At 68.1% G+C, this 20,643-nt stretch carries 22 protein-coding genes and 1 pseudogene; 9 read left to right on the top strand and 14 right to left on the bottom strand.

Features of this window, described 5'->3' with window-relative positions; translation table 11 throughout:
• Positions 1-530: 530 nt before the first annotated feature.
• Complete coding sequence (locus tag AB0E78_RS22450) at positions 531-1,145, bottom strand: TetR family transcriptional regulator (RefSeq protein WP_361835142.1); 615 nt, start codon at positions 1,143-1,145, stop codon at positions 531-533.
• A 107-nt stretch (positions 1,146-1,252) separates the two neighbouring features.
• Between AB0E78_RS22450 and AB0E78_RS22445 the strand changes: the two genes are divergently transcribed.
• Entirely contained in the window at positions 1,253-1,942 is a 690-nt protein-coding gene (locus tag AB0E78_RS22445) for a nitroreductase family protein (RefSeq protein ID WP_361835139.1), read from the top strand.
• Between the two features lie 188 nt (positions 1,943-2,130).
• Entirely contained in the window at positions 2,131-2,307 is a 177-nt protein-coding gene (locus AB0E78_RS22440; protein WP_361835136.1) for a hypothetical protein, read from the top strand.
• 17 nt (positions 2,308-2,324) lie between these two features.
• On the opposite strand, the gene AB0E78_RS22435 is transcribed toward AB0E78_RS22440, so the two are convergent.
• Positions 2,325-2,729: a nuclear transport factor 2 family protein gene (locus tag AB0E78_RS22435; protein ID WP_361835134.1), complete on the bottom strand. Its 405-nt coding sequence runs from the start codon at positions 2,727-2,729 to the stop codon at positions 2,325-2,327.
• A gap of 188 nt (positions 2,730-2,917) precedes the next feature.
• On the opposite strand from AB0E78_RS22435, the gene AB0E78_RS22430 reads away from it, so the two are divergent.
• Positions 2,918-3,400 carry a nitroreductase family deazaflavin-dependent oxidoreductase gene (locus AB0E78_RS22430; RefSeq protein ID WP_361835131.1) on the top strand — a complete coding sequence of 161 codons (483 nt, stop codon included), beginning with the start codon at positions 2,918-2,920 and terminating at the stop codon, positions 3,398-3,400.
• 34 nt (positions 3,401-3,434) lie between these two features.
• Here the strand turns inward: AB0E78_RS22430 and AB0E78_RS22425 are convergent.
• A pseudogene (locus tag AB0E78_RS22425) lies at positions 3,435-4,360 on the bottom strand (hypothetical protein).
• Positions 4,347-4,982 (bottom strand): hypothetical protein, encoded by a 636-nt coding sequence (locus AB0E78_RS22420; RefSeq protein WP_361835128.1) that lies wholly within the window; start codon positions 4,980-4,982, stop codon positions 4,347-4,349. Before AB0E78_RS22420 ends, AB0E78_RS22425 begins: the two are co-directional and overlap by 14 nt.
• Before the next feature lie 163 nt (positions 4,983-5,145).
• Between AB0E78_RS22420 and AB0E78_RS22415 the strand changes: the two genes are divergently transcribed.
• The gene (locus tag AB0E78_RS22415) at positions 5,146-5,511 is read left to right on the top strand and encodes a hypothetical protein (protein WP_361835125.1); all 366 of its coding nucleotides are present in this window, start codon (positions 5,146-5,148) and stop codon (positions 5,509-5,511) included.
• Between the two features lie 136 nt (positions 5,512-5,647).
• Here the strand turns inward: AB0E78_RS22415 and AB0E78_RS22410 are convergent, their stop codons facing one another.
• The 5 genes from AB0E78_RS22410 to AB0E78_RS22390 form a co-directional block, all read right to left on the bottom strand.
• Positions 5,648-5,926 carry a hypothetical protein gene (locus AB0E78_RS22410; RefSeq protein ID WP_361835122.1) on the bottom strand — a complete coding sequence of 93 codons (279 nt, stop codon included), beginning with the start codon at positions 5,924-5,926 and terminating at the stop codon, positions 5,648-5,650.
• A gap of 310 nt (positions 5,927-6,236) precedes the next feature.
• On the bottom strand, positions 6,237-7,133 hold the full coding sequence (locus tag AB0E78_RS22405; protein WP_361835119.1) for a hypothetical protein: 897 nt from the start codon (positions 7,131-7,133) through the stop codon (positions 6,237-6,239).
• 220 nt (positions 7,134-7,353) lie between these two features.
• A complete protein-coding gene (gene fabV, locus AB0E78_RS22400; RefSeq protein WP_361835116.1) occupies positions 7,354-8,607 on the bottom strand; it encodes an enoyl-[acyl-carrier-protein] reductase FabV in 1,254 nt (417 codons plus the stop codon).
• A 224-nt stretch (positions 8,608-8,831) separates the two neighbouring features.
• Positions 8,832-9,623: a phosphotransferase gene (locus AB0E78_RS22395; RefSeq protein WP_361835113.1), complete on the bottom strand. Its 792-nt coding sequence runs from the start codon at positions 9,621-9,623 to the stop codon at positions 8,832-8,834.
• A 428-nt stretch (positions 9,624-10,051) separates the two neighbouring features.
• Positions 10,052-11,674, bottom strand: coding sequence for an AMP-binding protein (locus AB0E78_RS22390; protein ID WP_361835110.1), 1,623 nt, complete (start codon positions 11,672-11,674; stop codon positions 10,052-10,054).
• Between the two features lie 584 nt (positions 11,675-12,258).
• Between AB0E78_RS22390 and AB0E78_RS22385 the strand changes: the two genes are divergently transcribed.
• Positions 12,259-12,543 (top strand): hypothetical protein, encoded by a 285-nt coding sequence (locus tag AB0E78_RS22385; RefSeq protein ID WP_361835107.1) that lies wholly within the window; start codon positions 12,259-12,261, stop codon positions 12,541-12,543.
• Between the two features lie 152 nt (positions 12,544-12,695).
• Here the strand turns inward: AB0E78_RS22385 and AB0E78_RS22380 are convergent, their stop codons facing one another.
• From AB0E78_RS22380 to AB0E78_RS22370, 3 genes are all read right to left on the bottom strand, one after another.
• A complete protein-coding gene (locus AB0E78_RS22380; protein ID WP_361835104.1) occupies positions 12,696-13,085 on the bottom strand; it encodes an STAS domain-containing protein in 390 nt (129 codons plus the stop codon).
• Positions 13,086-13,612: 527 nt separating this feature from the next.
• Complete coding sequence (locus AB0E78_RS22375) at positions 13,613-14,524, bottom strand: MerR family transcriptional regulator (protein WP_361835102.1); 912 nt, start codon at positions 14,522-14,524, stop codon at positions 13,613-13,615.
• Positions 14,525-14,910: 386 nt separating this feature from the next.
• Positions 14,911-15,576: a pyridoxamine 5'-phosphate oxidase family protein gene (locus AB0E78_RS22370; protein WP_361835099.1), complete on the bottom strand. Its 666-nt coding sequence runs from the start codon at positions 15,574-15,576 to the stop codon at positions 14,911-14,913.
• A gap of 378 nt (positions 15,577-15,954) precedes the next feature.
• On the opposite strand from AB0E78_RS22370, the gene AB0E78_RS22365 reads away from it, so the two are divergent.
• Both AB0E78_RS22365 and AB0E78_RS22360 read left to right on the top strand, forming a co-directional pair.
• Positions 15,955-16,302 carry a hypothetical protein gene (locus AB0E78_RS22365; protein WP_361835096.1) on the top strand — a complete coding sequence of 116 codons (348 nt, stop codon included), beginning with the start codon at positions 15,955-15,957 and terminating at the stop codon, positions 16,300-16,302.
• 253 nt (positions 16,303-16,555) lie between these two features.
• Entirely contained in the window at positions 16,556-17,737 is a 1,182-nt protein-coding gene (locus tag AB0E78_RS22360) for a serine hydrolase domain-containing protein (protein WP_361835093.1), read from the top strand.
• A gap of 32 nt (positions 17,738-17,769) precedes the next feature.
• Here AB0E78_RS22360 and AB0E78_RS22355 read toward each other — a convergent pair whose 3' ends face one another.
• Positions 17,770-17,940 (bottom strand): pentapeptide repeat-containing protein, encoded by a 171-nt coding sequence (locus AB0E78_RS22355; RefSeq protein WP_361835090.1) that lies wholly within the window; start codon positions 17,938-17,940, stop codon positions 17,770-17,772.
• Complete coding sequence (locus AB0E78_RS22350) at positions 17,937-18,389, bottom strand: hypothetical protein (RefSeq protein ID WP_361835087.1); 453 nt, start codon at positions 18,387-18,389, stop codon at positions 17,937-17,939. Before AB0E78_RS22350 ends, AB0E78_RS22355 begins: the two co-directional genes overlap by 4 nt.
• A 289-nt stretch (positions 18,390-18,678) precedes the next feature.
• On the opposite strand from AB0E78_RS22350, the gene AB0E78_RS22345 reads away from it, so the two are divergent.
• Positions 18,679-20,145, top strand: coding sequence for an FG-GAP repeat protein (locus AB0E78_RS22345; protein ID WP_361835084.1), 1,467 nt, complete (start codon positions 18,679-18,681; stop codon positions 20,143-20,145).
• A gap of 49 nt (positions 20,146-20,194) precedes the next feature.
• Positions 20,195-20,623, top strand: coding sequence for a VOC family protein (locus AB0E78_RS22340; RefSeq protein WP_361835082.1), 429 nt, complete (start codon positions 20,195-20,197; stop codon positions 20,621-20,623).
• The last annotated feature ends 20 nt before the right edge of the window (positions 20,624-20,643 follow it).

Raw genomic sequence — 20,643 nt, 5'->3', positions numbered from 1 at the left:
CGGATTCCCTTCATTCAATGAGCCAGGACCAATGAGCAGGATCAGTGAGCAGAGGCAATGAGCCAGGACCGCGCAGCGAAGGCGACCAAACCGCGGCCGCCCTGTCACTGAGCCCATACGGCGGGGCGCGCCGGTGCGTTCATGGGGACATTTCGATTGACGAAAAACCGGTGCTGTCTGTTCGAGACCTGCCGGGACCGCCCCGGGACCCGCCGAGATCTGCCGAGACCTGCCGAGATCTGCCGAGATCTGCCGAGACCTGCCGAGACCTGCAAGGAGTCGCCCCCACTGTCACCCCTGTGCACCACCCACCCCACAGGTACCGCCGCCCCAGTGACACCCAGGGCTCAACCGTCCAAGTGTCCACCGCCCGACCGCCGTTGTGTATACGCGGAAGCGCCACCATGCCCAACGATGGGTCACCTGATGACGAGATGCCACACGCGGCACGGCCGCTGAGCAGCCACGCGGCGGCCTCGGCAGCTCAGGTAACAACGGCGCTCTCAGACCACTTTCCGCCGTCTTCCTCGTCAGCCCTTTCCTGTCTTCTCCCGCAAAGCCTGATCAAGGAGGACTTCCGCCGCCGCCCGCGCGTGTCGGCCGTAGTCCGCTTCGTCCAGCACCATGGCACGGCTGGCCGCCCCGTCCGCGAGGGTGGCCAGTTGCTCGGCGAGCGGAAGGGGTTCGCGGCAGCCCAGCTCCGTCACCACCGCGACGATAAGTTGCACCATGCGCAGCTTCTGCTCCCGGGCGTAGGAGTGCACCGCGCTCTCCGGGTCGGGGAACTCCGCGGCGGCATCGATGAACGGACACCCGCGCACCGGAGCCGCGTCCGCCACCGGCTGGTCGAACAGCCTGCGGATCCGGTCACGCGGGGGGATGTCCTCGCGGGTCAGCACGCTTTCCAGGGTCGCCCCCGACAGTGCGAGGCCCTGCAAGTGGGCGATGACCAGATCGTTCTTGGTGCGAAAGTGCGCGTAGAGCGTCCGCTTGGACACCGGCGCTTGCTCGGCGACCTGTTCCATGCCGGTCGTGCTGATGCCCTGGGTCGCGAACAGTCGGGCGGCGGCAGCCAGAATGCGCTCCCGCCCGCCGCGCCCTCGCCCCCGGGATGCCGTGGCCGTCGTACTCACGGTCGTGTCCATGAAGTAAGTATACGCATGCGTTTACTTCGGCTGCCATGCCACGTTACGGTGACGTCCACATGTAAACGGAATCGTTTACATGAACTCGTTCGTCATCAAGGAGTCCCATGAGCAGGTCCTTCCCCACTGAGCTGAGCAGTTGCGCGGAGAAGCTGATACGCGGCCGTCACGCGTCCCGCGCGTTCCGTTCGGACCCCGTTCCCCAGGACACGATGCGCAGGATCTTCTCGCTGGCCGGCACCGCGCCGTCCAACTCCAACACACAACCGTGGCAGGTGGAGGTGGTGAGCGGCGCGGCACGTCAGCGCCTGGCCGGTGCCCTGCAGACGGCCCACGCCGAACGGCGCACCTCGGTGGACTTCTCGTATTCCGAGGGGATGTACGCGCAGGTGCACCAGACCCGTCGGGCGGCGTTCGGCGCCGAACTGTACGGGGCGCTGGGCATCGGCCCCGACGATCACACGGCACGTGCGGCCTACGACTCGGAAAGCCTGCGCTTCTACGGCGCGCCCCACGCGGCCTTCCTCTTCGTCCACGGCGACGGAGAGGCCCGGCTGGCCGCGGATGTCGGCGCCTACATGCAGACGCTGCTCCTGGCAATGACCGCGTACGGCGTGGACAGTTGCCCGCAGGGACTGTTGAGCTTCTACGCCGACACCGTTCGCACCGAACTCGGCCTCACCGGAGGGAAGTTGCTCGTCGCCATCTCCTTCGGGTACGCCGACGAGACGGCGGCGGTCAATCGGGTGAAGGCCGAGCGGGCTCCACTCAAGTTGACCACGGCCTTCCATGACTAGGCAGTTCCGTGTGAGTCGGCAGGCGGGAGGTGGCGGTCGTCCCGGGTGACCATCCGGGACGCTCACCCACGCAAGCGCGGCGTCCACGCGGCGTTTCCGACACGGGCCGTCCAACATGCCCCCGATGCGCGAGGCGGCGTCCAGGCTGGCGCGGAGGCCTCCGCGGTCGACATCACGTCCCTCGCCGGGTGGCTCACGCCGCGATGAACATGCCGGTCGGCATGGTCGGTTCGGACGAATACGACGAGGCCAGGGCCTGGACGCGCAAGGCCTGGCAGGAGTGCCGGCGACACCAGGACCACACCGGAGTGGAGGTCTACGCGGCCAACTTGAAGGAGATCGACCGGGCGGCGGCTGGCGTGTGAGTGAACCCGCCGGCCGGTCAGTCGTCGAAGTAGGCCTTGCCGACGGCGTAGGTGTCCTCGTAGAGGTGATAGCGAGTGATCTGCCCGCCCCGGACAGTGGCGTGCAGGGCGAACGCTGTGTCGATGTCCCTGCCCGTCTTCTTGACCTCGGAGACCATGCGCCCGATCAACACCACGTCCTCGCCCTCGGAGATCACGTGCCGCAAGTCGAACTCCTTGGGTTGGACATGGGTTCGCAGCAGTTCGAAGAACGTCTGCATCCCCTCCGCCGAGTCGACCACCGGCACCCACGGAATGCCTGGTGGATGCGGAATCGAGAAGGACACCGCGTCGGCGAACAGGGCCGCCGCCTCCGCGGTCTTCCCCTCGGCGAGCAGCGGGAACAAGCGTTGCACGGTCTGCGCCGGTGACTCTGGTGTCATGTGCGTCGATGCTAGGGAAGTCGTTTCGCGATGTCATGCCCTGCGGAGACACGAAGCCGGGTGCGACACCGGAACCTTGCCGTTTCGGTTGAACTCGTCGGCAGAGCAGGAACCACACTCTCCCCTTCTCGTGAGGCTTGTGTTGAACTGTCCCGACATGGTCCGTACGCGACAATGGGGTGAATGCGATGCCTCTTGAGGGCGAGTACGAACCGAGTCCGGCGCAGTGGATACGCGTACAGGTCGACCTGTACGAGAGTTCAGGTGGCACCCAGGGCGCGACGCTCTGGGACACGGGCCTGCCGGTCGTCATTGTCACGATGCGCGGTGCGAAGACCGGCAGGCTCCGCAAGATTCCACTGATGCGCGTGGAGCACGAGGGGCGGTACGCGGCAGTGGCCTCGAAGGGCGGCTTCCCGCGCCACCCTGTCTGGTACTTCAATCTCAAGGCCGACCCGCGGGTGGATCTCCAAGACTGCCCCGGACGCCAGGGCATGGTGGCCCGTGAGATCACCGGGGGCGAGAAGGCCCAGTGGTGGCAGCGCGCGGTCGCCGCGTATCCGCCGTACACCGACTACCAGGCGAAGACCGACCGCGTGATCCCCGTCTTCGTACTCGAACCCGAGCACCTGGCCGGGCCGGCGAAGGCCTCCGCGCCGACGGGTAACTGAGCTGGGTGCAGTTACTCTCAAGGAAATGTCGTGATCAGGCGGTGAGGTCATAGTCCTGCTGGTCGGATGCTGGATAGAGACGCTGGTGCTCGCGGGCGGCATGGAGGCGCCAGCAGGATTCGAGATCTCCATTGTCGATCAACGCGCGGATTTTGAGGACGGCTTCGGCGCCGTGCAGTCCCCAGCGGGCGCCGGTGATGTCCAGGCGGTCGCCGACCAGGTGGCGGCATGCGCCCTCGGTGGCACCGGTGGCGATCGGCCAGCCTGCTGCCAGGGCGATGTCGTAGCGGAGTTGGTCGAGGTGGCCGGTCAGATAGCGATGACAGGCATCGACGGCTTTTCGCCGGTTGGCGGAGAGGCTGTCCCGGTGGGCTTGAGTGGTCATCTCCTCGGCGGCGCGGTCGGCTTGGCCTCCGAGGATCGTGGTCAGATGGCGGGCGACCCGGGCGTCGGCCTCGGCGGTGCCGCTCTGCCGCAGCGTCGCTCGATCGCCGTCTGGGCCTGGTCGAACCAGCCTCGCACCGCTTCGGTGACCGCGAGCCGCCGCAGGCCCATCGAGTGCCGGCCCGCGGGCAGCGACAGAGCCGCGTCAGCCGGGTGAACGTTGGCCATCGAAGGGCCCCGGGGTGCCATGCGCTCCACCCTGACCAGGCCGAACAGGCAGGCCAGCCAGCGTGCGTGTGCCGTCTCGCGCCACGGACGCAGCCGTCCGTCCAGGCCAGCCACCCGCCGGTGACCTCCCGACCGCACCGCCTCCTCCTCCCGGCGGGCCCGCAGGTCCAGGTGGTCCTGCATCAGCTGCCGCAGCAGTTGCCGTCCGGCTTCCTCGAGGTGTTCCTCCAGCTCAGCGTGGGTCCACAACTGGGCCGTCTCGCTTTGCAGGGTGCGTAATAGCGACTCGAAGGCACTGACCGAGCAGACAAACAGGTCAGCACTCACACGTGTGTCATACAGTTCCATCCCAGGGCTCTTCTCGTGCAGCGTCGAATCGGTTGGCACCTTCGACTCTAGGGAGAAGAGCCCAGCCCCAAGGAGGAGTCGGACGCGGTTTCCGCCTCATGGCGGGCCGGGGTGAACAAGCCCGGATCTCCTTCCTCCAGTCAGCCCTGGCCACCAGCCGCTTCAGCTTGCCCCGCGTGCCCTCGATCTTCCCCACCTCGGCGGGAAGCCCGATCCGCGGCACGATCTGCTTCGCCCGCACCGGCCCCGGCGCATCCCAGACCACCTCCACAACGCCCCGGTAGATCCGCGGCAGTGCACTGGTGTCCACCCCCGGCCGCCGGTTGGGCACGGTGAGCACCCCCACCACCCGCCGCTCGGCTCCTGCGAACGCGGACGACTCCCGGTCATCGTCCGCTCCCGCCGACCCCTCCAGTGACGCATTCGGCACGGGAGAAGCACCCGCCGACATCTCGGTCATCACCTCGGACACCGTTTCCCGGGCGATCCGCAACCGTTCCAGGTTCCCCTGATCCTCTTCCAACCAGCCGGTCACCTCAGCGAGTTGCTCCTCGAGTTCCTCCACCCGCACCCGGGCAGCAGCCTCCTCCCGGTCCGCCAACTCCTCGAACAGTGAGCCCATCAGAGGCGCCTCCTCCACCGCCACGGTAGAAACGGGCCGAGTCGAGCACACCCCGATCAGCGTCCTTCCAGCCCGACGCTTCCCTTCAGATGCCGGTGCCCGCCGGGGAATGATGAGCCGGGCCTATGCTGATCCGCAGCAGTGCAGGGGGAAGGGGAGGCAGATGGACTGGTTCTGGTGGGTTCTCATCATCTTCTGGACGGGCGGCTTCGCATGGGCGGCCGACAACGTCCGTACCGCGCTCCGCAATCGGCATGAGCGCAAGATGGAGCGGATGGAGGCCGCGAAGCAGGATCGTTTGGCCATCGAAGCAGCGCATAAGCCGCCGGAGCCGGTGTGCGGATGCACGCATCATCTCGCCAAGCACGACAAGCAGGGCCGCTGCCACGAACACGTCGAAGTGCCCACTGCCTGGGACGAGAACAAGAAGCCGCTTCGGTACGAGGCTGACCAGTGCAATTGCCAGCAATATGTAGGGCCGCAGCCTCTGGCGCAGGTGTTCGCAGAGGAGCTGACGGACCGGGCCTGACCGTGCCGATCATGTCAATTGGGTGCGGCTCCTGGCTCCGCTGAAGAGAATCACCGAGCTGGGACGGCGCTTCACTTCAAAGGATCCGCACCCAACTGAGCTTCGGGCCCGGGGCGTGTCGTGCGATGCCGTGGGCTCAGCCGTCGACGAAGGAGAGGCAGACCGCAGCAGGTTCCATGACTACCTGGTCCTGGGTGGAGCAGTCTGCCTGTCGGGTGGCGACCTCGGCTCCGCAGCCTGAGCAGACGAGGTTCGGGCCATCACCGCCCGCGGGCCCCTGGCAGCAACCGATCCATCGCATGATGTCAGGGTGCTGATCGGTCCCGATGACGTCTTCAGGATGGACGACGAAGCCAGGCAGGTCGACGGCGAATTCCTCCAGACGGAAGTTGGGAGCATAGGTGCCGCGGGGCATGCGTACAGGCCGCGTCCGGATGCCGGGTACGTCTGACATGGGGACCAGAGGTGGAACCTTGATCTTGGAAACTGGCCCGGTGAGAGGCTGACGGCAGTGGTCACACAAGAAGCGCGGCATACCCCCGAGTCTTCCTGCCGGAGCATGGCCTGGCCAGCGATTTGTGGCTGATCACGGCTGCGGCAGGCTGGCCAGGGAACTTCCGCCGTACACCTTGGTGGCCGCGGCTGGTTGCCGCGGCCATGCTCTCAGGGAGTTCTGCGGTGGTTGCCGGCCTCGTCGGCGATGGTGGAACGGCTGCCGACGGTCGTTACCAAGCCTGCTGCCAATACAGCGAGTTGGTGCCGGCCCGCACCGGTGCGGCTCCGCTGTCGTCGTGGGTCCAGCCGGTGTTCGGGGCGTTCTGGTACCTCATGCCGTAGGTGCCATCGGTGACCGCGTGGAAGCGCTGATGGTTGATCCGCGCGCTCCGGTCGTAGATCACCTTGTGGTCTGCCTTCATGCCGGTGGCGCTCCAGGCAGGCACGATGTAGTCGAAGTCGGACCCGAAGAGCGTCCAGTCGGTGCCCTGTGCGCCTTGCGGGTTCTCGATCTGGTTCTGCAGGAACGCCGAGTTGATCTGCATCTCGTCGCACTGATTGAAGCGGTTGAAGCGGTTCCCGCACAGGGCGCTGACGGTGGTTCCGCCGTGCGGGGTGCCGTAGGTGACGACGTCTTCGACGTACAGGTACGGCGGGAACCAGGGGTTGGCCTTGCTGACCTCGGTGAGTGCGGACCGGATGACCAGACCGCCCATGGAGTGCGCCATGACGTCCACCGACTTGCCCTTGGACGAGTAGGAGCGATAGATCTTCCAGGCCAGATCCCGGGCGATGTCCGTGAGGGGCGTGTTGCGGTCCCCGAGCTTGGTCTGCTTCTCCTCATCAGGAGTGTCGTCGGTGTAAGACCAGTCGCAGTTCTCGTCACTCTGGTAATAGCCATAGGTGCGCAGTTCGCCGGTCCAGCCCTGGGCGGTCATCGCGTCCCGAGCGGACTTCCACCAGTCAGCGCAGTCGTATCCCCAGGGCACCGGGTTGCCCAGATAGGGGCGCTCGTGAAAGCCATGGATCATGATGACCGGTTCGTCGACACTGTCGTCGCGAGGCGGCGCGGCGGCCGCCGTCGCCGGCGAGGCCTGCCCCAGGAGCAGGGCCAGGGCGGCGATCATCGCCAGGATCAGCGCGGCTCCGGCGCCTCGTCCTCGCCCGGTTCTACGTTCTGCGGCTGCTAATAAATGCATCTCTCCTCCTGTTGAATGCTTCGGATACGGATACGGATGCGGATACGGCATGTTCCGCACAGCCGAAGCTAGGGCCCTGCCCGGGACGGCCGCATCGCACGGTGGTTGGACGCCCCGCCTACTGCTCTCGTCTGACGTGAACCATCCGTCAAACCACCGCGTTACCGGGCGTACGCCGTTGGTCGTGGGCTGGTGGGCTGGTGGGAGTAGGCCAGGGGACGTCGGTTTCCACGGTGGCGGTGTAGTCGACGCCCGGGACGGAGAAGCCGTAGAGGCGGCGGACCTCGTTGCTGAACCAGTCGAGGTCGGCGAGTTCGGTGATGGTGTCGCTGGTGGCAGCGCTCCAGCGTTCGGCGACGGTGTTCTGCACGGCGGGGTCGAGTTCCCAGTCATCGAGGCGGACCCTGCCCTCGTCGTCGAGGTCGAGGGGGCGGGTTCCGGTCAACTGGTCCCACAGGTCCACGAGTTGCCCGACCGGAGCCACCATGGCGTCGCCGAGGACGCCGCGCAGCAGCCCGACGTACAGGGCGATACCGGGGATGGCGGTGGAGGACTGTGTGACAGCGGCGGCGTTGACCGAGGTCACGGCCCGGCCGCCCAGCGTCTTGCCGAGGCGCTCGTCCAACTTCCGGGCGGTGGCTTCCAGATGAGACTTCGCCGCCCCGATGGTGCCCTGCCGGTAGATCGCCGCGGTGAGCGGTGATCCGATGTAGGACAGGGCGGCGGTGACGAAGCCATCGGCGAGCAGGGACTTGTCGGCCAGGAACGTGATCCACCGTTCCCAGTCGGTGCCGCCCATCACCGCGACGGTCTGCTCGACGTCGTCGCCCTCGGCCGAGGCGGTGGTGACCTCCTTCACCTCCGGGGCACCGGACTCGTCGAATACCAGGGTCTTGGTGGTGTACGGCGAGCCGATCGGCTTGAGGACCGAGGCGTACACGTGGCCGGTGTCCGGGTCGGTTCGGCGAGGCGCGGCCACCGAGTAGACCAGGAAGTCGAGGCGTCCGCCGAACCGCTCGGCGAGGAGGTCGGCGACCTGCTCCTTCACCGTGTCGCTGAACGCATCGCCATTGACGAAGACCATGTCCCGCCCGTGTTGTTGGGCGAGCCGTGCGGTGGCGGCGGTGCGATACCAGCCGGCCGTGCCGGTGCGTCGCGCGGGCGCCTTCTCGAAGCACACGCCGATGCCACGGATACCGACACGGGCCAGGCCCGCGATCGTGGCGGCCAGGCCATAGCCTGCGGACGAGCCGATGACCAGAGCCACCGGCCCTTCGCCTCCGGCAGTTGCCGGGGTGGGAACGGCCTGCCACATGTCGTCCACCACTTGTCGGCAGCCGCCAGGATGGGAGTCGAGGAACAGGAAGCCCCGGCTCTTGGGCGCGATGACGCGTTCGCTCATGGTGTGGTGCCCCAGGTGTCGTCACGGACAAGGACGCGGCGGCCACCTGGGCCACCCCGTCCCGCAAGTCTGCGGCCGTACGGATGAGCACGGTGATCTTGAGCAGCACAACGATGATCGGCCGGGCTTGGAGGGTTCCCACTAGCTCTGGCGGGTGAACCAGCGACACCCGGGTCCCGTCTTGTGGGCTGTCGACCAACCGGCGGACGCGCGCTGGGCACGCGTCACACCGACCACGCCGGCGGGACCCAGAAAGAGGCGGGCAGCAGGTCGACTTCACGGGCGGCCTGCTCCAGCTCGGCGGCGACCGGCTCCAACGCGGTGTAGACGGGGTCGCCGTCAGCGGCCATACGGCGAATGACGTCCGCGTTGGTCCTGGCCCGCGTGGCGACCACCGTCCCGAACGCCGAGCGGTCGCCTTCGTACTGGTAGGCGTCCAGCAGCAGATGCAGCCGCCGGGAGCGGTCTTCGAAGGCCGTGAAGCCGGTCCGCTCGGCGAACAGGTGCGCGTGCAGCGGGACCCAGGTCAACGCCGTGAAAGCCAGGTCGAACTCACGCGTCGACGGGCCGGCGGTGTCCCAGTCGAAGAATCCCGCCAGCCTCCCCTCGCGCCATACCGCGTTCCATGGGGCGGCGTCATGGTGGCCGATGACCAGGCCGGGACGCCACCTCTGCCCGGCGAGCCAGCGAGCGTCGGGCGGCGGCACGAAGGATTGGGTCGCGTCGTGCAGTCTGCGGGCCCACCGGCCCACCTCCACGAGCGCGGTCTTCGAGTACACCCAGGCGGGCCAAGGGAGATCCTCGCCCGCCGTCTCGCCTTCGAGGTGGGTCAGGACCTCGCGCCCTTGGCCGTCCACTCCCAGGACCCGGGGTACGCCCTCCATCCCGGCCGCCTCCAGATGGCGCAGCACCGCGTGGACTGCGGGTGTCCAAGGCTGGACGGGCCGGTGCACGGCGTCACCACGGCGCACCGCCCCCACTGTCCTGCCCCCGGGCAGACGTCGCTCGTCGTCCATGGGTCGGTTCTACCCGCCATTGAATGCGCATCGAAAGGTCAAAGGCAGACTTTGTCGAGCCGCCCGGGGGTCAAGGCGTCGTGAGGTGTTCCTGGGCGGCGCTGTCAAGGAGGACGACAACGTCGTGCTCCGCGGCGCCGGCTTCGACTGGGCAGGTGAATCCTCCCCCAGTTGAAGCGGGGGATTCCTAGTTCATCGGCCCTCGGGCGGCATCGCCGGTGTCTGCGGGCGGCATCGCCGGTGTCTGCGGGTGGCATCGCCGGTCGTCTGCGGGTGGCATCGCCGGTCGTCTGCGGGTGGCATGTCGGCGCGCCATGCCCTTCGCGGCGGGGCAGCACCTCGCCGTGGCTGTGATCGCCCGCGGGCGGGGGTGCTGGCCAGCACCCTTCCTCCCAGCAGGCGATGCGCGTCTTCGGCGACAGCGGCCCCTACGGTGCGGGCTCCAGAGCCGCGCTCGTCCACGCGGCGCGCAGCGCCTTCTTGTCCACCTTGCCGACCTTGGTCGTCGGCAGCTGATCCAGCAGGACCGTCTTGCGGGGTGTGTACAGCTCTCCCAGATCGGCGGTCACCAAGGCGGCGACCTTGTCCGGGTCGACGTCAGCACCCTCGGCCGTGGCCAGGAAGATCTGTACGGCCTCCCCGTACTCCTCGTCGGGTACGCCCAGCGCGGCCGCGTTGCGCACACCGGGCAGCGTGAGCAGGAAGTCCTCCAGGACCCGGGAGTAGACGTTGTCGCTGGTGCTGCCGGTGACGATGATGTCCTTGGCCCGGTCCACGAGGAAGAGGTACCCCTCGGCGTCGAGGTAGCCCAAGTCGCCGGTGCGCAGCCAGCCGTCGTGCAGGGCCTCGGCGGTGCGCTCCGGGTCCTCGTAGTAGCCGAGCATCACTGTCTCGCCCCGGACGCACACCTCGCCGACCTGCCTGGCGGGGAGCGCCACCGTGCTGCCTTCGGCACGGATCTCGATCTCGGTGTCGGATATCGCGCGACCGCAGCTGCGCCAGAGTTCAGGCCGCTGGGCTCCCTCCGAGGCGAGGTCCTCCGCACCGAACGCCGCGATACCGAGCGCCTCCGACTGCCCGTAGCCCTGGCTGAGCACGGGCCCGAAGACCTCGACCGCCTGCTGGAGCCGGGTGGGCGACGAGGCCGCGCCTCCGACGACGATCCGCCGCAGAGCGGGGAGGACGCCCGGCTCGCACTCCGGGTGGTCGAGCAGGGCGTACAGCATCGGCGGCACGAACATGGTCGCCGTGATCCGCTCCTCGCGCAGCACCGTCAGCGCCGCGCTCGCTTCGAACTCGGGCAGCACGACGAGGACGGAGCCTGTCACCAGCGCCTGCACCGCAATGAGGTGGCCGCTGCCGTGGGTGAGCAGTGTGGAGGCGAGCACGCGGTCCGTGCCCGGTTCCATGGTCGGGAAGACTGCCGGTCGGGAGTCCTGTGGAGCGCCCTTCACCAGGTCCACCAGCGCGTCGTACAGCCGGTGGCTGTGCGCGGCGAGCTTCGGGCGGCCCAGGGTGCCGCCGGTGTAGAGGACTGTGACGGCCTCGTCTGCTCCCGGCGCGGGCACGCCGTCGGGGCGTACTGCCGGGCACTCGGCCTCCAGCGCCAGCAGGTCCGTGCACGCCTGCTCGCAGGGTCCGAGGCTGAGCAGCACGGGGGCGTGGACGCTGCGGCCGGCCGCGTCGGCGGCCCGCTCCGCGAAGAGGGGGTCGGTGACCACGGCGCGCGCCCTGGACTGCTCGACCAGCGCGGCGAGCTCGCCGGGCCCCGGTTCGGGTGGCAGGAACACGACGCGGCAGCCGATGAGGTGGACCGCGAGCTGCACCAGGACGGAGTCCACCCGGTTGGCCAGGAACAGTCCCACTCCGTCGCCGGGCTCGAGCCCCTGGCGGCGCAGCGCGTGGCCCAAGCGGAACAGCCGCTGCCTGGCCTCCCGCCGGGTCAGCCGCTGCGCGCCCTGGACGAGCGCCTCGGCGTCCTCGTCCATGTGCCAGTGCTCCAGGATGTGGTCCACGTACGTCCACGGCTCGTCTGTCTTCTGCGCGTTCATGATCATGAACATATGCAAACATGCCGCTGGGGAACCGTGACCCCATAGGGGGCTCTTTCGGTCATCAACTGACGGAGTATCATGCCCCTGTCAGCGCCGATGCCCCCTGCTGGGGATACCCAGCCGATTCACGCCAGGGCCTGGTCACGCGCTTGCAGGCTCCCACCGCGGTCCCGGTCGACGTCGTCACCGCGACCAAGTTCCCTCGCCCCGGAAGACCGAAACTGCGGCATCCTGACCGGCGAGACCGGGCACAGCTCGAAGGCTTCGCCTGTGACAACAAGCGCGACTCCCCGGCGAGGTCGGCCTCAACCCGGTGTTGCGTATGCGGTTGCGGTTGCGGTTGCGGTTGCGGTGACGACTGGATGTGCCGACTCATGATGTCGGTTCCACGAAGTCCTCCTGCGCGGGCGGCCCTGACGCCGGCTCAGAGCACCGTACTCGCCGCATGTACGCGGTCGCGACGCCGCCTGTGCTGATCAGTACCGGCCACCGCAAGCCCCTCCTCCAGGCCGCCCAGGTGCTCGTCGCGCCGGAATCCGCACTTCGATGACAGCCCTGTGCTGTCCTCGTAGGATGCCGGAATGCCCAAGCCGATACCGATGAATCGCCGTACGTGGGTTGCCGGATGGGCGGTGCTCTGCGTGGCCGGGTTCGCCGCCACTGCCACCATGAACGCTTCCTCGACGCCGGATACGAATCCTGAAAAGCCTGCCTGCGCCGAATACATCGCCCATGTCGATGCAGAACTGACAAAGGCAAAAGAGGAAGGCATGGAAGACGGTGTGGTGGGACTTTCACGAGTCCAGGGGGGCACCGAGAACGACTGCAGCGACGAGCTCCGCGACTACCTCAGCAGCGATCGGTGAGCAGACCTCGCCATACCGGGCCGTGCCGGTCTCCCCATCGGCAGTGCACTGCGCCAATGCAGCGGCGCACCCCGAATGGTGCGTAAGTAGGCGAACGGGCACGGCGCCACCGTCGCGCGGGCATGGGCCTGACCTTGAGACCCCGGGAAATCTCAATGTTCGGCGTCAAGGTCCTTTTGTTGCCCGGCGAAGGGCAACAGCGCACGTAATCCAGCTCGGTCCAGGGCATCCTGGACGCACCCGCTCGCCGCAGTGAGCGCAAGGCTGCCCCCGGCGTGGCTCGCGGCGTGCCGGACGCCAAGGAGGGTGTAGAGGCTGCCGTTGTCGCACCGTGTGACCCCGGATAGGTCGATCAGCAGGTGCCGCTGGCCTGCCTCGAGTTCACGGACGACGGTGTCGCTGAGCTTGCCGACGTTGAAGACGTCCAACTCACCGACCAGCACGAGGGTGAGAAAATGTGGGATCCCGGACAACGTCTCCCTGATAGCCAACCGGTCCATGGTCGCATTTTGCGCACCATCGGAGAGAGTCGGCAGCGGCACAGGAGAAGTACATCCCAAAGAGTTGGATGCACAGCCGCTTCCTCTACGTATGGGCACGGTTCGGACCGTCGCTGAGCTCATGACATTGACGTCGGCGCTGACACTCACGATCCGACGTCACGTCTCCCCCTTCAACGCTTTCACCGTTTTGACCGCGGCTCGCCACAGTCACCTGGCCGGTTTTGGCTTCTCGCCTCGTCGCTGGGCAGGGGGCCGGGAGGTGATGAATCAGGCCGAGCGCGTCCTGACGACCCGGCGGCAGCAGTGAGGGGCCAGCGGGCAGGCTCCGGAGATCCGGAGATGCCACGGCGGCCTCGTGCCCGCGACGCGGGCTGTCGTCAGCCGCCGGGCGGGCTGTACCCCCCCTGCGGCGCGGGGTGGGTGAGCCCGGGGCGCGCGGCCGGTTCCACTCGTCGGTCTCCCCTGACTCCTCCGGCCCGCAAGAACGGTCGACCGCCCAGCCTAGGCCGGTCCGTGCGATCCGATGCAGTCCGTTCCGGTCGGAACATCCTGCTCTACGGCGCGTTTTAGGTACGGGGTGGGTCTTGGGTGGAGAGTTCTTCGGCCAGTTCCATGCAGCGCTGGCGGGCTGGGGAGAAGTCGTAGGGCATCTTGCCGATGGCTTCGAACGCGCTCATGGAGTCAGCCTCCCGCCTGCCGGAGCTGAGGTCGGCCTCGTCCTCGCCGTCATCGGCGGTGGCAGGGTGCAAAGTGTCCCAGGCGTCGAAGAGGGCATCGTCGTCCTTATCCAGGCCGGACTCCTCGATGACGGCCTGCAGGGCGCTTTCGAAGGCGTGCCGTTCGACGGCCACTTGGGCCACCCGTGGATCATCGACGGCGACACTGTCATCGAGTGCTTCCTCGGCATCATCGACGCGGTCGGAGTCCTCCCGCAGAGTGGGATGCGTGGCCAGGACGACGAAGCGGGTGGCCTGGACGGCCGCACCGAGCGGGCCGAAGATCCGCTCAGTGACCAGCAGACTGTCCAGGTCCGCCTGACGCAGGGAGCCCTCGGGCAGGCTATTGAGGCGGTCGGTGACGAAGTCGGAGAGCAGGCCCATCCGGCTGCCTTCGGTGCGCATCCGCTGCACGGCGGTCCGCTGCCGCCGCAATTCCGCCTCCTTTTCGGCGAGGGTTTCCTCCAACTGCTCCAGGATGCCCGCGATACCGTCTCCGCTGTCCGCACCGGCGGAATCCGTGCCGGTGGTAAAGGCGTCACGAATGACGTCCAGGGCGATCCCGGCGTCGGCCATCTTCCGAATCCACAGCAGGCGGATCATGTCCTCGTACCCATAGCGGCGGCGGTCATCGCCGCCCCGCTCGGGCTCGGGGAGCAGGCCGATCTCGTGGTAATGGCGAATCGCCCGCGGCGTGCTGCCCGCGAAGGCCGCCGCGTCACCGATCTTGACCTGGCGGGGTGGCATGAAGGACGAATGCATGAGCGGGGACCTTTCCTCAAGGGACCGGGACGTAAGTCCACCGGACCACATGCCGCTACGGAAGGTGCAACCCATTCACACCGCCCCGCGCCAACGCCAGGAAACGCGCCCTTCCCCTGTAGTGACCACAGGCCCGTCCTTTCCTGCCGGGGCATCCGGGCGGGCGGACGGCCACCGCCACGGCTATGGTGCCTGCAGTTGCTGTCGCTGTCGCGCCCTGCTCACACGCCAGATGAATCTGTGTGGTGAACCCGCCTCGCGACCTGCCCTGCCCAGCCCAGCCCATGGTCTGCAAGTTCGGCGCTCACTCCGCCAGACAGTTCCTTCTGCACAGCATCGCGCCGACGGGCACCGGCAGCATGCTGGTGTGCCCGGCAGGCCGCCTGTCATGGCTTCTGGCGGAAGTGGTGCACGGCCGGGTCGTAGACGGGCGCGGTGAAGCGGGTGCCGGTGATGGCGACAGGGACCGGCGTGCCGGGCGTGGTGGTCAGCGGGATGTAACCGGCCCGGGCCTCGATCTCGTCGTCCTTGGGCTCATCGCGGGCGAACCCGACGCGTGCCTTCATCGAGAACTCTTCGATGGGCATGGTCAGCACCGCGGTGTAGTGCGCCTCTTCCAGGCTGGGGCGGCGAGCCGCGTTGAGTCCGGAGAGCCGGCCAGGGACCACGCTTTCCACGACCCGGGCCAACGCCTCGGCCCGCTCGCCCTCGTCTTCGATCGCGGAAGCCTGCCCGAAGATCATGGCCGAGCGGTATGCCGCCGAGTGATGTGACGAGGCCCGGCCCAGGATGAGGCCGTCGATCAGTGTCGCCGTCACGCACAGGGGCGTGCCGCCGGCGGCGGTGGTCATGAACCGGCCGAAGGCCGAGCCGTGCAGCAGCAGTTGGTCGCCCTCCCGCATGTGGAGAGTGGGAACGACGAGCGGACCGTCGTCGGCGGCGAAGCCGACATGGACCGCGAGCGCCTCGTCCAAGATGGCATAGACGGCGTCCCGGTCGTAGATGACCCGTTCGGGATACCGCTGCGCCGTGGTGCGTGCAGTGGGAGACATGCCCGCGACTGTGAGACGCGGACCCGCCGGTTAGGCAGGAGCGCGGCAGACCGCTCGAGACAACCCACCCGAAGGCACGGCCCACGACAGACCCGTGTCCCAGTCGCCGCGCCCACGCTCCGCTTACCGCGGAAGGGCCCACTCGCCTCACGGGCACTGCCGGATCCAGTGCCGTTTACCTCGAACAGCCGCAATCGGAAACGTTGCTGACCACCTCATTCACCTCATTCACCAAGCGTGACCGAATTCAGTCGCGTCGGCGTTGCTGACCGCGAGAGGATCACTTCGGCAGGAGTGGCACATCGGGGAGCCCAGGTGAGTGGTCAGACAGCGAGCATCACAGCGCGTTGCGAATGCGGGAGTACGGCTCTGCGGCAGGTGAACCAGTTCGTCCTTGACGGTGAGCTGTGGTGGGACTCCGAGTTCTTTTGCGAGTCCTGTGGCGCCGCCATGTGCGAGCACGCTGGCCCGGAGGCTGCGCCTGATGATGTCCGGCAGGCTCTGCTTGCAGCACACGGGCTGGCCAGGCTGCGGCTGGTCGGGCCGTTGCCCAGTCTCGTTCCGGCTATGAAGGTCTTTCGGGAGGTCTCAGGAGCCTCATTGCCCCGGGCCCGAGAGCTGGTCCGGGAACTGAGTCACGACGGCCTCGTGGGGACGCTGTCGGAGATGGAGTTCCTGAAGGATCGGATGGAGCTCCGGGGGGTTCCGGTCGACGTGAGTCGGTAGCTGTCTCCCGCGGGCCGACAGCCCGTGCGCGGCGGGCCCCTGAAAGAACCTCAGCGACGCGGCGCTGCACAGGCGGGCGGGGTGGCAAGGAACGTGCAGTAGCCGGCTCGCCATCTGGGAAGAGCAACCCTGCCCCGGCCTTCGGCCTCGCCCGCGTACCGCCCTCGGCTGGATGGAGCACAGTCGCGCGCGGGTTCGTGGACCGCGGGTGAATCTGGACGTCCCATCGTGCTCACGGTTCAGGAGTCCACCCGTGCTGGTTCCACGCTCCCCGCAGCGCCGCCTGCCTCTTGTCGCCCTGCTGGCCGCCGCTGCCTGCATCACCGGGTTGGTGCAGGCCCCGGCCCAAGCCGCGGACACCCCCGCCGACGACAACCGCTCGGGCTCACTGCGACGGCAGTTGCAGGAACTGACCACCGCGCCCGGCGGCCCGCCCGGCGCGATCGCCGTCCTCAAGCGCGGATCCCGCACCGAGGTCTACCGGGCCGGTGTTGCCAAGATCGGCGCCGACCGTCCGATCAAGGCCACTGACCACATGCGCATCGCCAGTACGGCCAAGGCGTACAGCGGCGCCGTCGCCCTCACGCTCGTCGACCGCCGGAAGCTTCGCCTGAACGACACCATCGGCAAGGTGCTTCCCCGGCTGCCGCGTGCATGGCATCGGGTCACGTTGCGGCAGCTCTTGCAGCACACCAGCGGACTCCCGGACTTCAGCATGGACCCGGAGTTTCTGGAGCTGGTGACCGAGGACCCGCGCCGCCACTTCGACTCCCGCCGACTGCTGGACTTCGTGGCCGGTGAGCCGTTGGCGTTCCGCCCGGGGAGCCGGTACACCTACTCCAACTCCGACAACATCGCCGTGGCACTGATGGCGGAGGCAGTGACAGACCGCCCCTACGAAGACCTGCTCGCCGAGCTCGTGTACCGCCCGTTGGGTCTACGCAGCACCAGCCTGCCGCAGGGCTACCGGATGCCCAAGCCGTACATGCACGGCTACGACGTCACCCCGCCGAATCCGCCCGAGGACCTCAGTGAGGTGCTCAGTGCGTCGGGTGTGTGGGCGTCGGGCGGGATCATCTCGACGCCGAAGGACATGACGGCCTTCATCCGCGGCTACGCCGGTGGAAAGCTGATCTCCGACCGGACACACCATCAGCAGCGGAACTGGGTGAACGGGGCATCCGAACCCGCAGGTCCCGGCACGAACAAGGCCGGTCTGGCCATCTTCCGGTACGCCACACGCTGCGGTGTGGTGTACGGCCACACGGGCAACTTCCCCGGCTACACGCAGCTGATCGCGGCCACCCCGGACGGCAAGCGGTCCCTGACCGTCTCCCTCACCACCCAGGTCAACAAGAAGAACAAGCCGAAACTGCTCGAGCGGCTGCGGACGGTGGAGGAGAACTTCGTCTGCGCGCTGTTGCGCAAGCCGTAGGCAGGAGGTGCGTGCGCGGAACTGCCGCCGCGTCATGCCCCGGGGAGCACCGTGCTGGCGACCGTCATGGTTCCCGGCAGCAGCGCCTGCTCCAAGCCGGTTCCGCGGAAGTCGACCTGCGGCATGCTGGAGTTGGTCATGTCGGCGCCTTGCAGTTCGGCGTCAGTGAAGTTCATGTTCTTGCCGTAGATGTCGACGATCACTGCCCGTGTGAGGTCGGCCCCGGCGAGGTTGACATCGCTTCCCCGGAACCGCTGCCCCCGCGGCCCTCATCGCGGACCGACGCCCGTCGATTCGCCTGCGCGAAAGCGCCGACCGTGAAGATGACCGTGCCCGCGAGGGAGCAGGCAAGGGCAGGGTTGAGCCAGGAAGGAACCACCGGGCTGGCGAAGTGGCGGCCGTCGGTCGTTCGGCACATGACGTCCAAGGGAATGAACCGCACCTCATGCCCCAGCACGTGTGCGCCCTGCGGGCCATGGGCGGCGTCCTGGCACTCGCGCAGGGGCGTGGAATCCGCACCATCGCCTACTTCGCTGACAGCGAGGCCAATGGCCAAGAGGCCCAGGAGGTAAAGGGCAGCGGTGACAACGGCGGCGAAGATTGCCATGCCGCGTATGAGTGTCGATCCGCTACCACCGTCAGGTTCGACCATGGCACACACCGTATCGGGGCGGCGGGGCAGGGCTCATGGCCTCCCGCAGCGCGACAGTGCGGCGAGGCGGCAGGGCGGCGAGGCGGCAGGGCGGCGAGGCGGCAGGGCGGCGCCAGGGCGGCACTGCTCACAGCTTCGCTCAACTCGGGTCAGGGCCATCGTTTCCCGCCGCTGGCCTCACAGATACCCTGCGCGGGAACCGCGCCCCGAATCCGTACAACCGGCGCAGCCCTTCGGCGGTCACACCAGATAGTCCGTAGACCCGTCCGTCGACCGAGTGGGAGCCTCCATGTCTTACAGTCGCCGCATCCTCACATGCGCCGTCGCGGCAGCCGCTGCGGCCACCGCCGGGTTCGTGTTTCCGTCCGGCGCCACCGCTGCCGCACCGCGTCCCGCCACGAGCGACTTCAACGGCGACGGTTACGCGGATCTCGCTGTCGGCGTCCCGGACGGGACCGTAAGCGGCCAGGCCAAGGCCGGGTACGTGAATGTCGTCTGGGGCGGCCCCAGAGGCGTCGGCGCCCACGGAAGCATCCGTGTCACCCAGGCCACCGCCGAAGTTCCCGGCAGCCCGGAGGCGGGTGACCGCTTCGGTGCGTCCGTGACCCTGGTGGACCTCAACGGCGACGGCATCGCCGAGCTGCTCGCCGGTGTCCCCGGCGAGGACGTCACCGACCGCGGTACGGACGCGGGCATGGTGATCGCCGTAGGCGGCTCGAAGGACGGGCCGGGACCGGGGTCGACGGTCCTCACCGGGCCGTCGCCGTCGGCTGCGTACGGCAAAGCGGTGGTGGCGGCCGATCTGACCGGCGGCCGCAACAAAACGATCGTGATCGGTGGCACGGACAAGGTGGTCGCTCGTGTCATCCAAGGCGAGGACAGCATGGTCACCACCGTCGTCGCCGCCCCCATGGGCGGCCGTGCACCCGTCCTGACCACGGGGGACTTCGACAGCGACGGCACGGCGGACCTGGCCGTGGCTTACTGGACCGCGGGCGAGCCCAACACCCAGTCCCACGTCCGCCTGTGGAAGTGGGATCCCGAACGGTCCGAGATGGCCAACTTCTGGAACACGGACAACGCCGGGGTGAGCGCCCTGGCCGCCGGTGATTTCGACGGCGACGGCCACGACGACCTGGCGCTCGGTGAATGCCGTGAGATCGCCGACGAGAACATCGACGACCCGTGCGGCCCCGAGAACCTCGCCAAGGGGGGTGGCATCCACATCCACTACGGGAGCCCCCAGGGCAGCCCGTTCGGCCGCGCCCAGACCCTCAACCAGGACACGGCGGGTGTCCCGGGCGCGGCCGAGGACGGCGACCGCTTCGGCGCCGCTCTCGCCGTCGCCGACGTCAACCGCGACGGCCGCTCCGACCTGATCGCGGGTGCTCCCGGTGAGGCCATCGGAAGCAGAGCGGGGGCGGGCGCCGCCTGGCTGCTCCGCGGCGGTTCAAAGGGCCTGCTCGATGCCAACGGCGCTGCTTCGTCCGTCGCCTGGAACCAGGACACACCCGGTGTCCCGGGCGTCGCCGAGGCGGGCGACGCCTTCGGTACGGCGGTCGCCACGGGCGGCTACAACACCGGCGGCGTACCGGATGTCACGGTCGGGTCCCCGGGTGAGAACGCCTCCCTGGGTGCCGTATGGCTCCTGCCCAACGGCTCGGCCGACGGCTCGGCGGCCTTCTCGCCCCGCACGCTCGGCCTCCCGTACCTCTCCACGGCTCAGAAGTACGGCAATCCGCTGAACAGCCGCTGATTGTGCCGACAGCTCCCTGGTGGAGTGCACGTGCCCATACGGTGGCCCGATGATGTCGATCAAGAAGTTCCAAGTCACCTTCGACTGCGCGGAACCCGAGCGCCTCGCCCGCTTCTGGTGCGAGGTGCTGGGGTACGTCGTATCGCCGCCACCGGAGGGGTTTGCCACGTGGGACGATTTCAAGCGTTCCCAACCACCTGAACAGCAGGACGCGTGGTGTGCCTGTATGGACCCCTCGGGCGAGGGCCCCCGGCTGTATTTCCAGCGCGTACCGGAAGGCAAGGCCGCCAAAAACCGGGTGCATCTTGATGTGCGGGTCGGCACGGGCCTCGTGGGTGAGGAGCGTCTCGCCGTACTCGAGGCCGAGCGCACACGACTGGTCCCGCTCGGTGCGGTGCACGTGCAAACGCTGTATGACGGCAATGACTCGTGCATTCCGATGCTGGACATCGAGGGCAACGAGTTCTGCATCGATTGACGACGACCGGGCGCGCTTCG

Source organism: Streptomyces sp. NPDC032198, from assembly GCF_040636975.1.
Lineage (GTDB): Bacteria > Actinomycetota > Actinomycetes > Streptomycetales > Streptomycetaceae > Streptomyces.
The sequence above is the reverse complement of the archived record's forward strand: the minus strand, read 5'-3'. Positions and strand labels throughout refer to the sequence as shown.

Coding starts and splice junctions, on each gene's coding strand:
- AB0E78_RS22450 (WP_361835142.1), bottom strand. CDS start 1,145: ATGGACACGACCGTGAGTACGACGGCCACGGCATCCCGGGGGCGAGGG.
- AB0E78_RS22445 (WP_361835139.1), top strand. CDS start 1,253: ATGAGCAGGTCCTTCCCCACTGAGCTGAGCAGTTGCGCGGAGAAGCTG.
- AB0E78_RS22435 (WP_361835134.1), bottom strand. CDS start 2,729: ATGACACCAGAGTCACCGGCGCAGACCGTGCAACGCTTGTTCCCGCTG.
- AB0E78_RS22430 (WP_361835131.1), top strand. CDS start 2,918: ATGCCTCTTGAGGGCGAGTACGAACCGAGTCCGGCGCAGTGGATACGC.
- AB0E78_RS22420 (WP_361835128.1), bottom strand. CDS start 4,982: ATGGGCTCACTGTTCGAGGAGTTGGCGGACCGGGAGGAGGCTGCTGCC.
- AB0E78_RS22415 (WP_361835125.1), top strand. CDS start 5,146: ATGGACTGGTTCTGGTGGGTTCTCATCATCTTCTGGACGGGCGGCTTC.
- AB0E78_RS22410 (WP_361835122.1), bottom strand. CDS start 5,926: ATGCCCCGCGGCACCTATGCTCCCAACTTCCGTCTGGAGGAATTCGCC.
- AB0E78_RS22405 (WP_361835119.1), bottom strand. CDS start 7,133: ATGATCGCCGCCCTGGCCCTGCTCCTGGGGCAGGCCTCGCCGGCGACG.
- fabV (WP_361835116.1), bottom strand. CDS start 8,607: ATGAGCGAACGCGTCATCGCGCCCAAGAGCCGGGGCTTCCTGTTCCTC.
- AB0E78_RS22395 (WP_361835113.1), bottom strand. CDS start 9,623: ATGGACGACGAGCGACGTCTGCCCGGGGGCAGGACAGTGGGGGCGGTG.
- AB0E78_RS22390 (WP_361835110.1), bottom strand. CDS start 11,674: ATGAACGCGCAGAAGACAGACGAGCCGTGGACGTACGTGGACCACATC.
- AB0E78_RS22385 (WP_361835107.1), top strand. CDS start 12,259: ATGCCCAAGCCGATACCGATGAATCGCCGTACGTGGGTTGCCGGATGG.
- AB0E78_RS22375 (WP_361835102.1), bottom strand. CDS start 14,524: ATGCATTCGTCCTTCATGCCACCCCGCCAGGTCAAGATCGGTGACGCG.
- AB0E78_RS22370 (WP_361835099.1), bottom strand. CDS start 15,576: ATGTCTCCCACTGCACGCACCACGGCGCAGCGGTATCCCGAACGGGTC.
- AB0E78_RS22350 (WP_361835087.1), bottom strand. CDS start 18,389: ATGGTCGAACCTGACGGTGGTAGCGGATCGACACTCATACGCGGCATG.
- AB0E78_RS22345 (WP_361835084.1), top strand. CDS start 18,679: ATGTCTTACAGTCGCCGCATCCTCACATGCGCCGTCGCGGCAGCCGCT.
- AB0E78_RS22340 (WP_361835082.1), top strand. CDS start 20,195: ATGATGTCGATCAAGAAGTTCCAAGTCACCTTCGACTGCGCGGAACCC.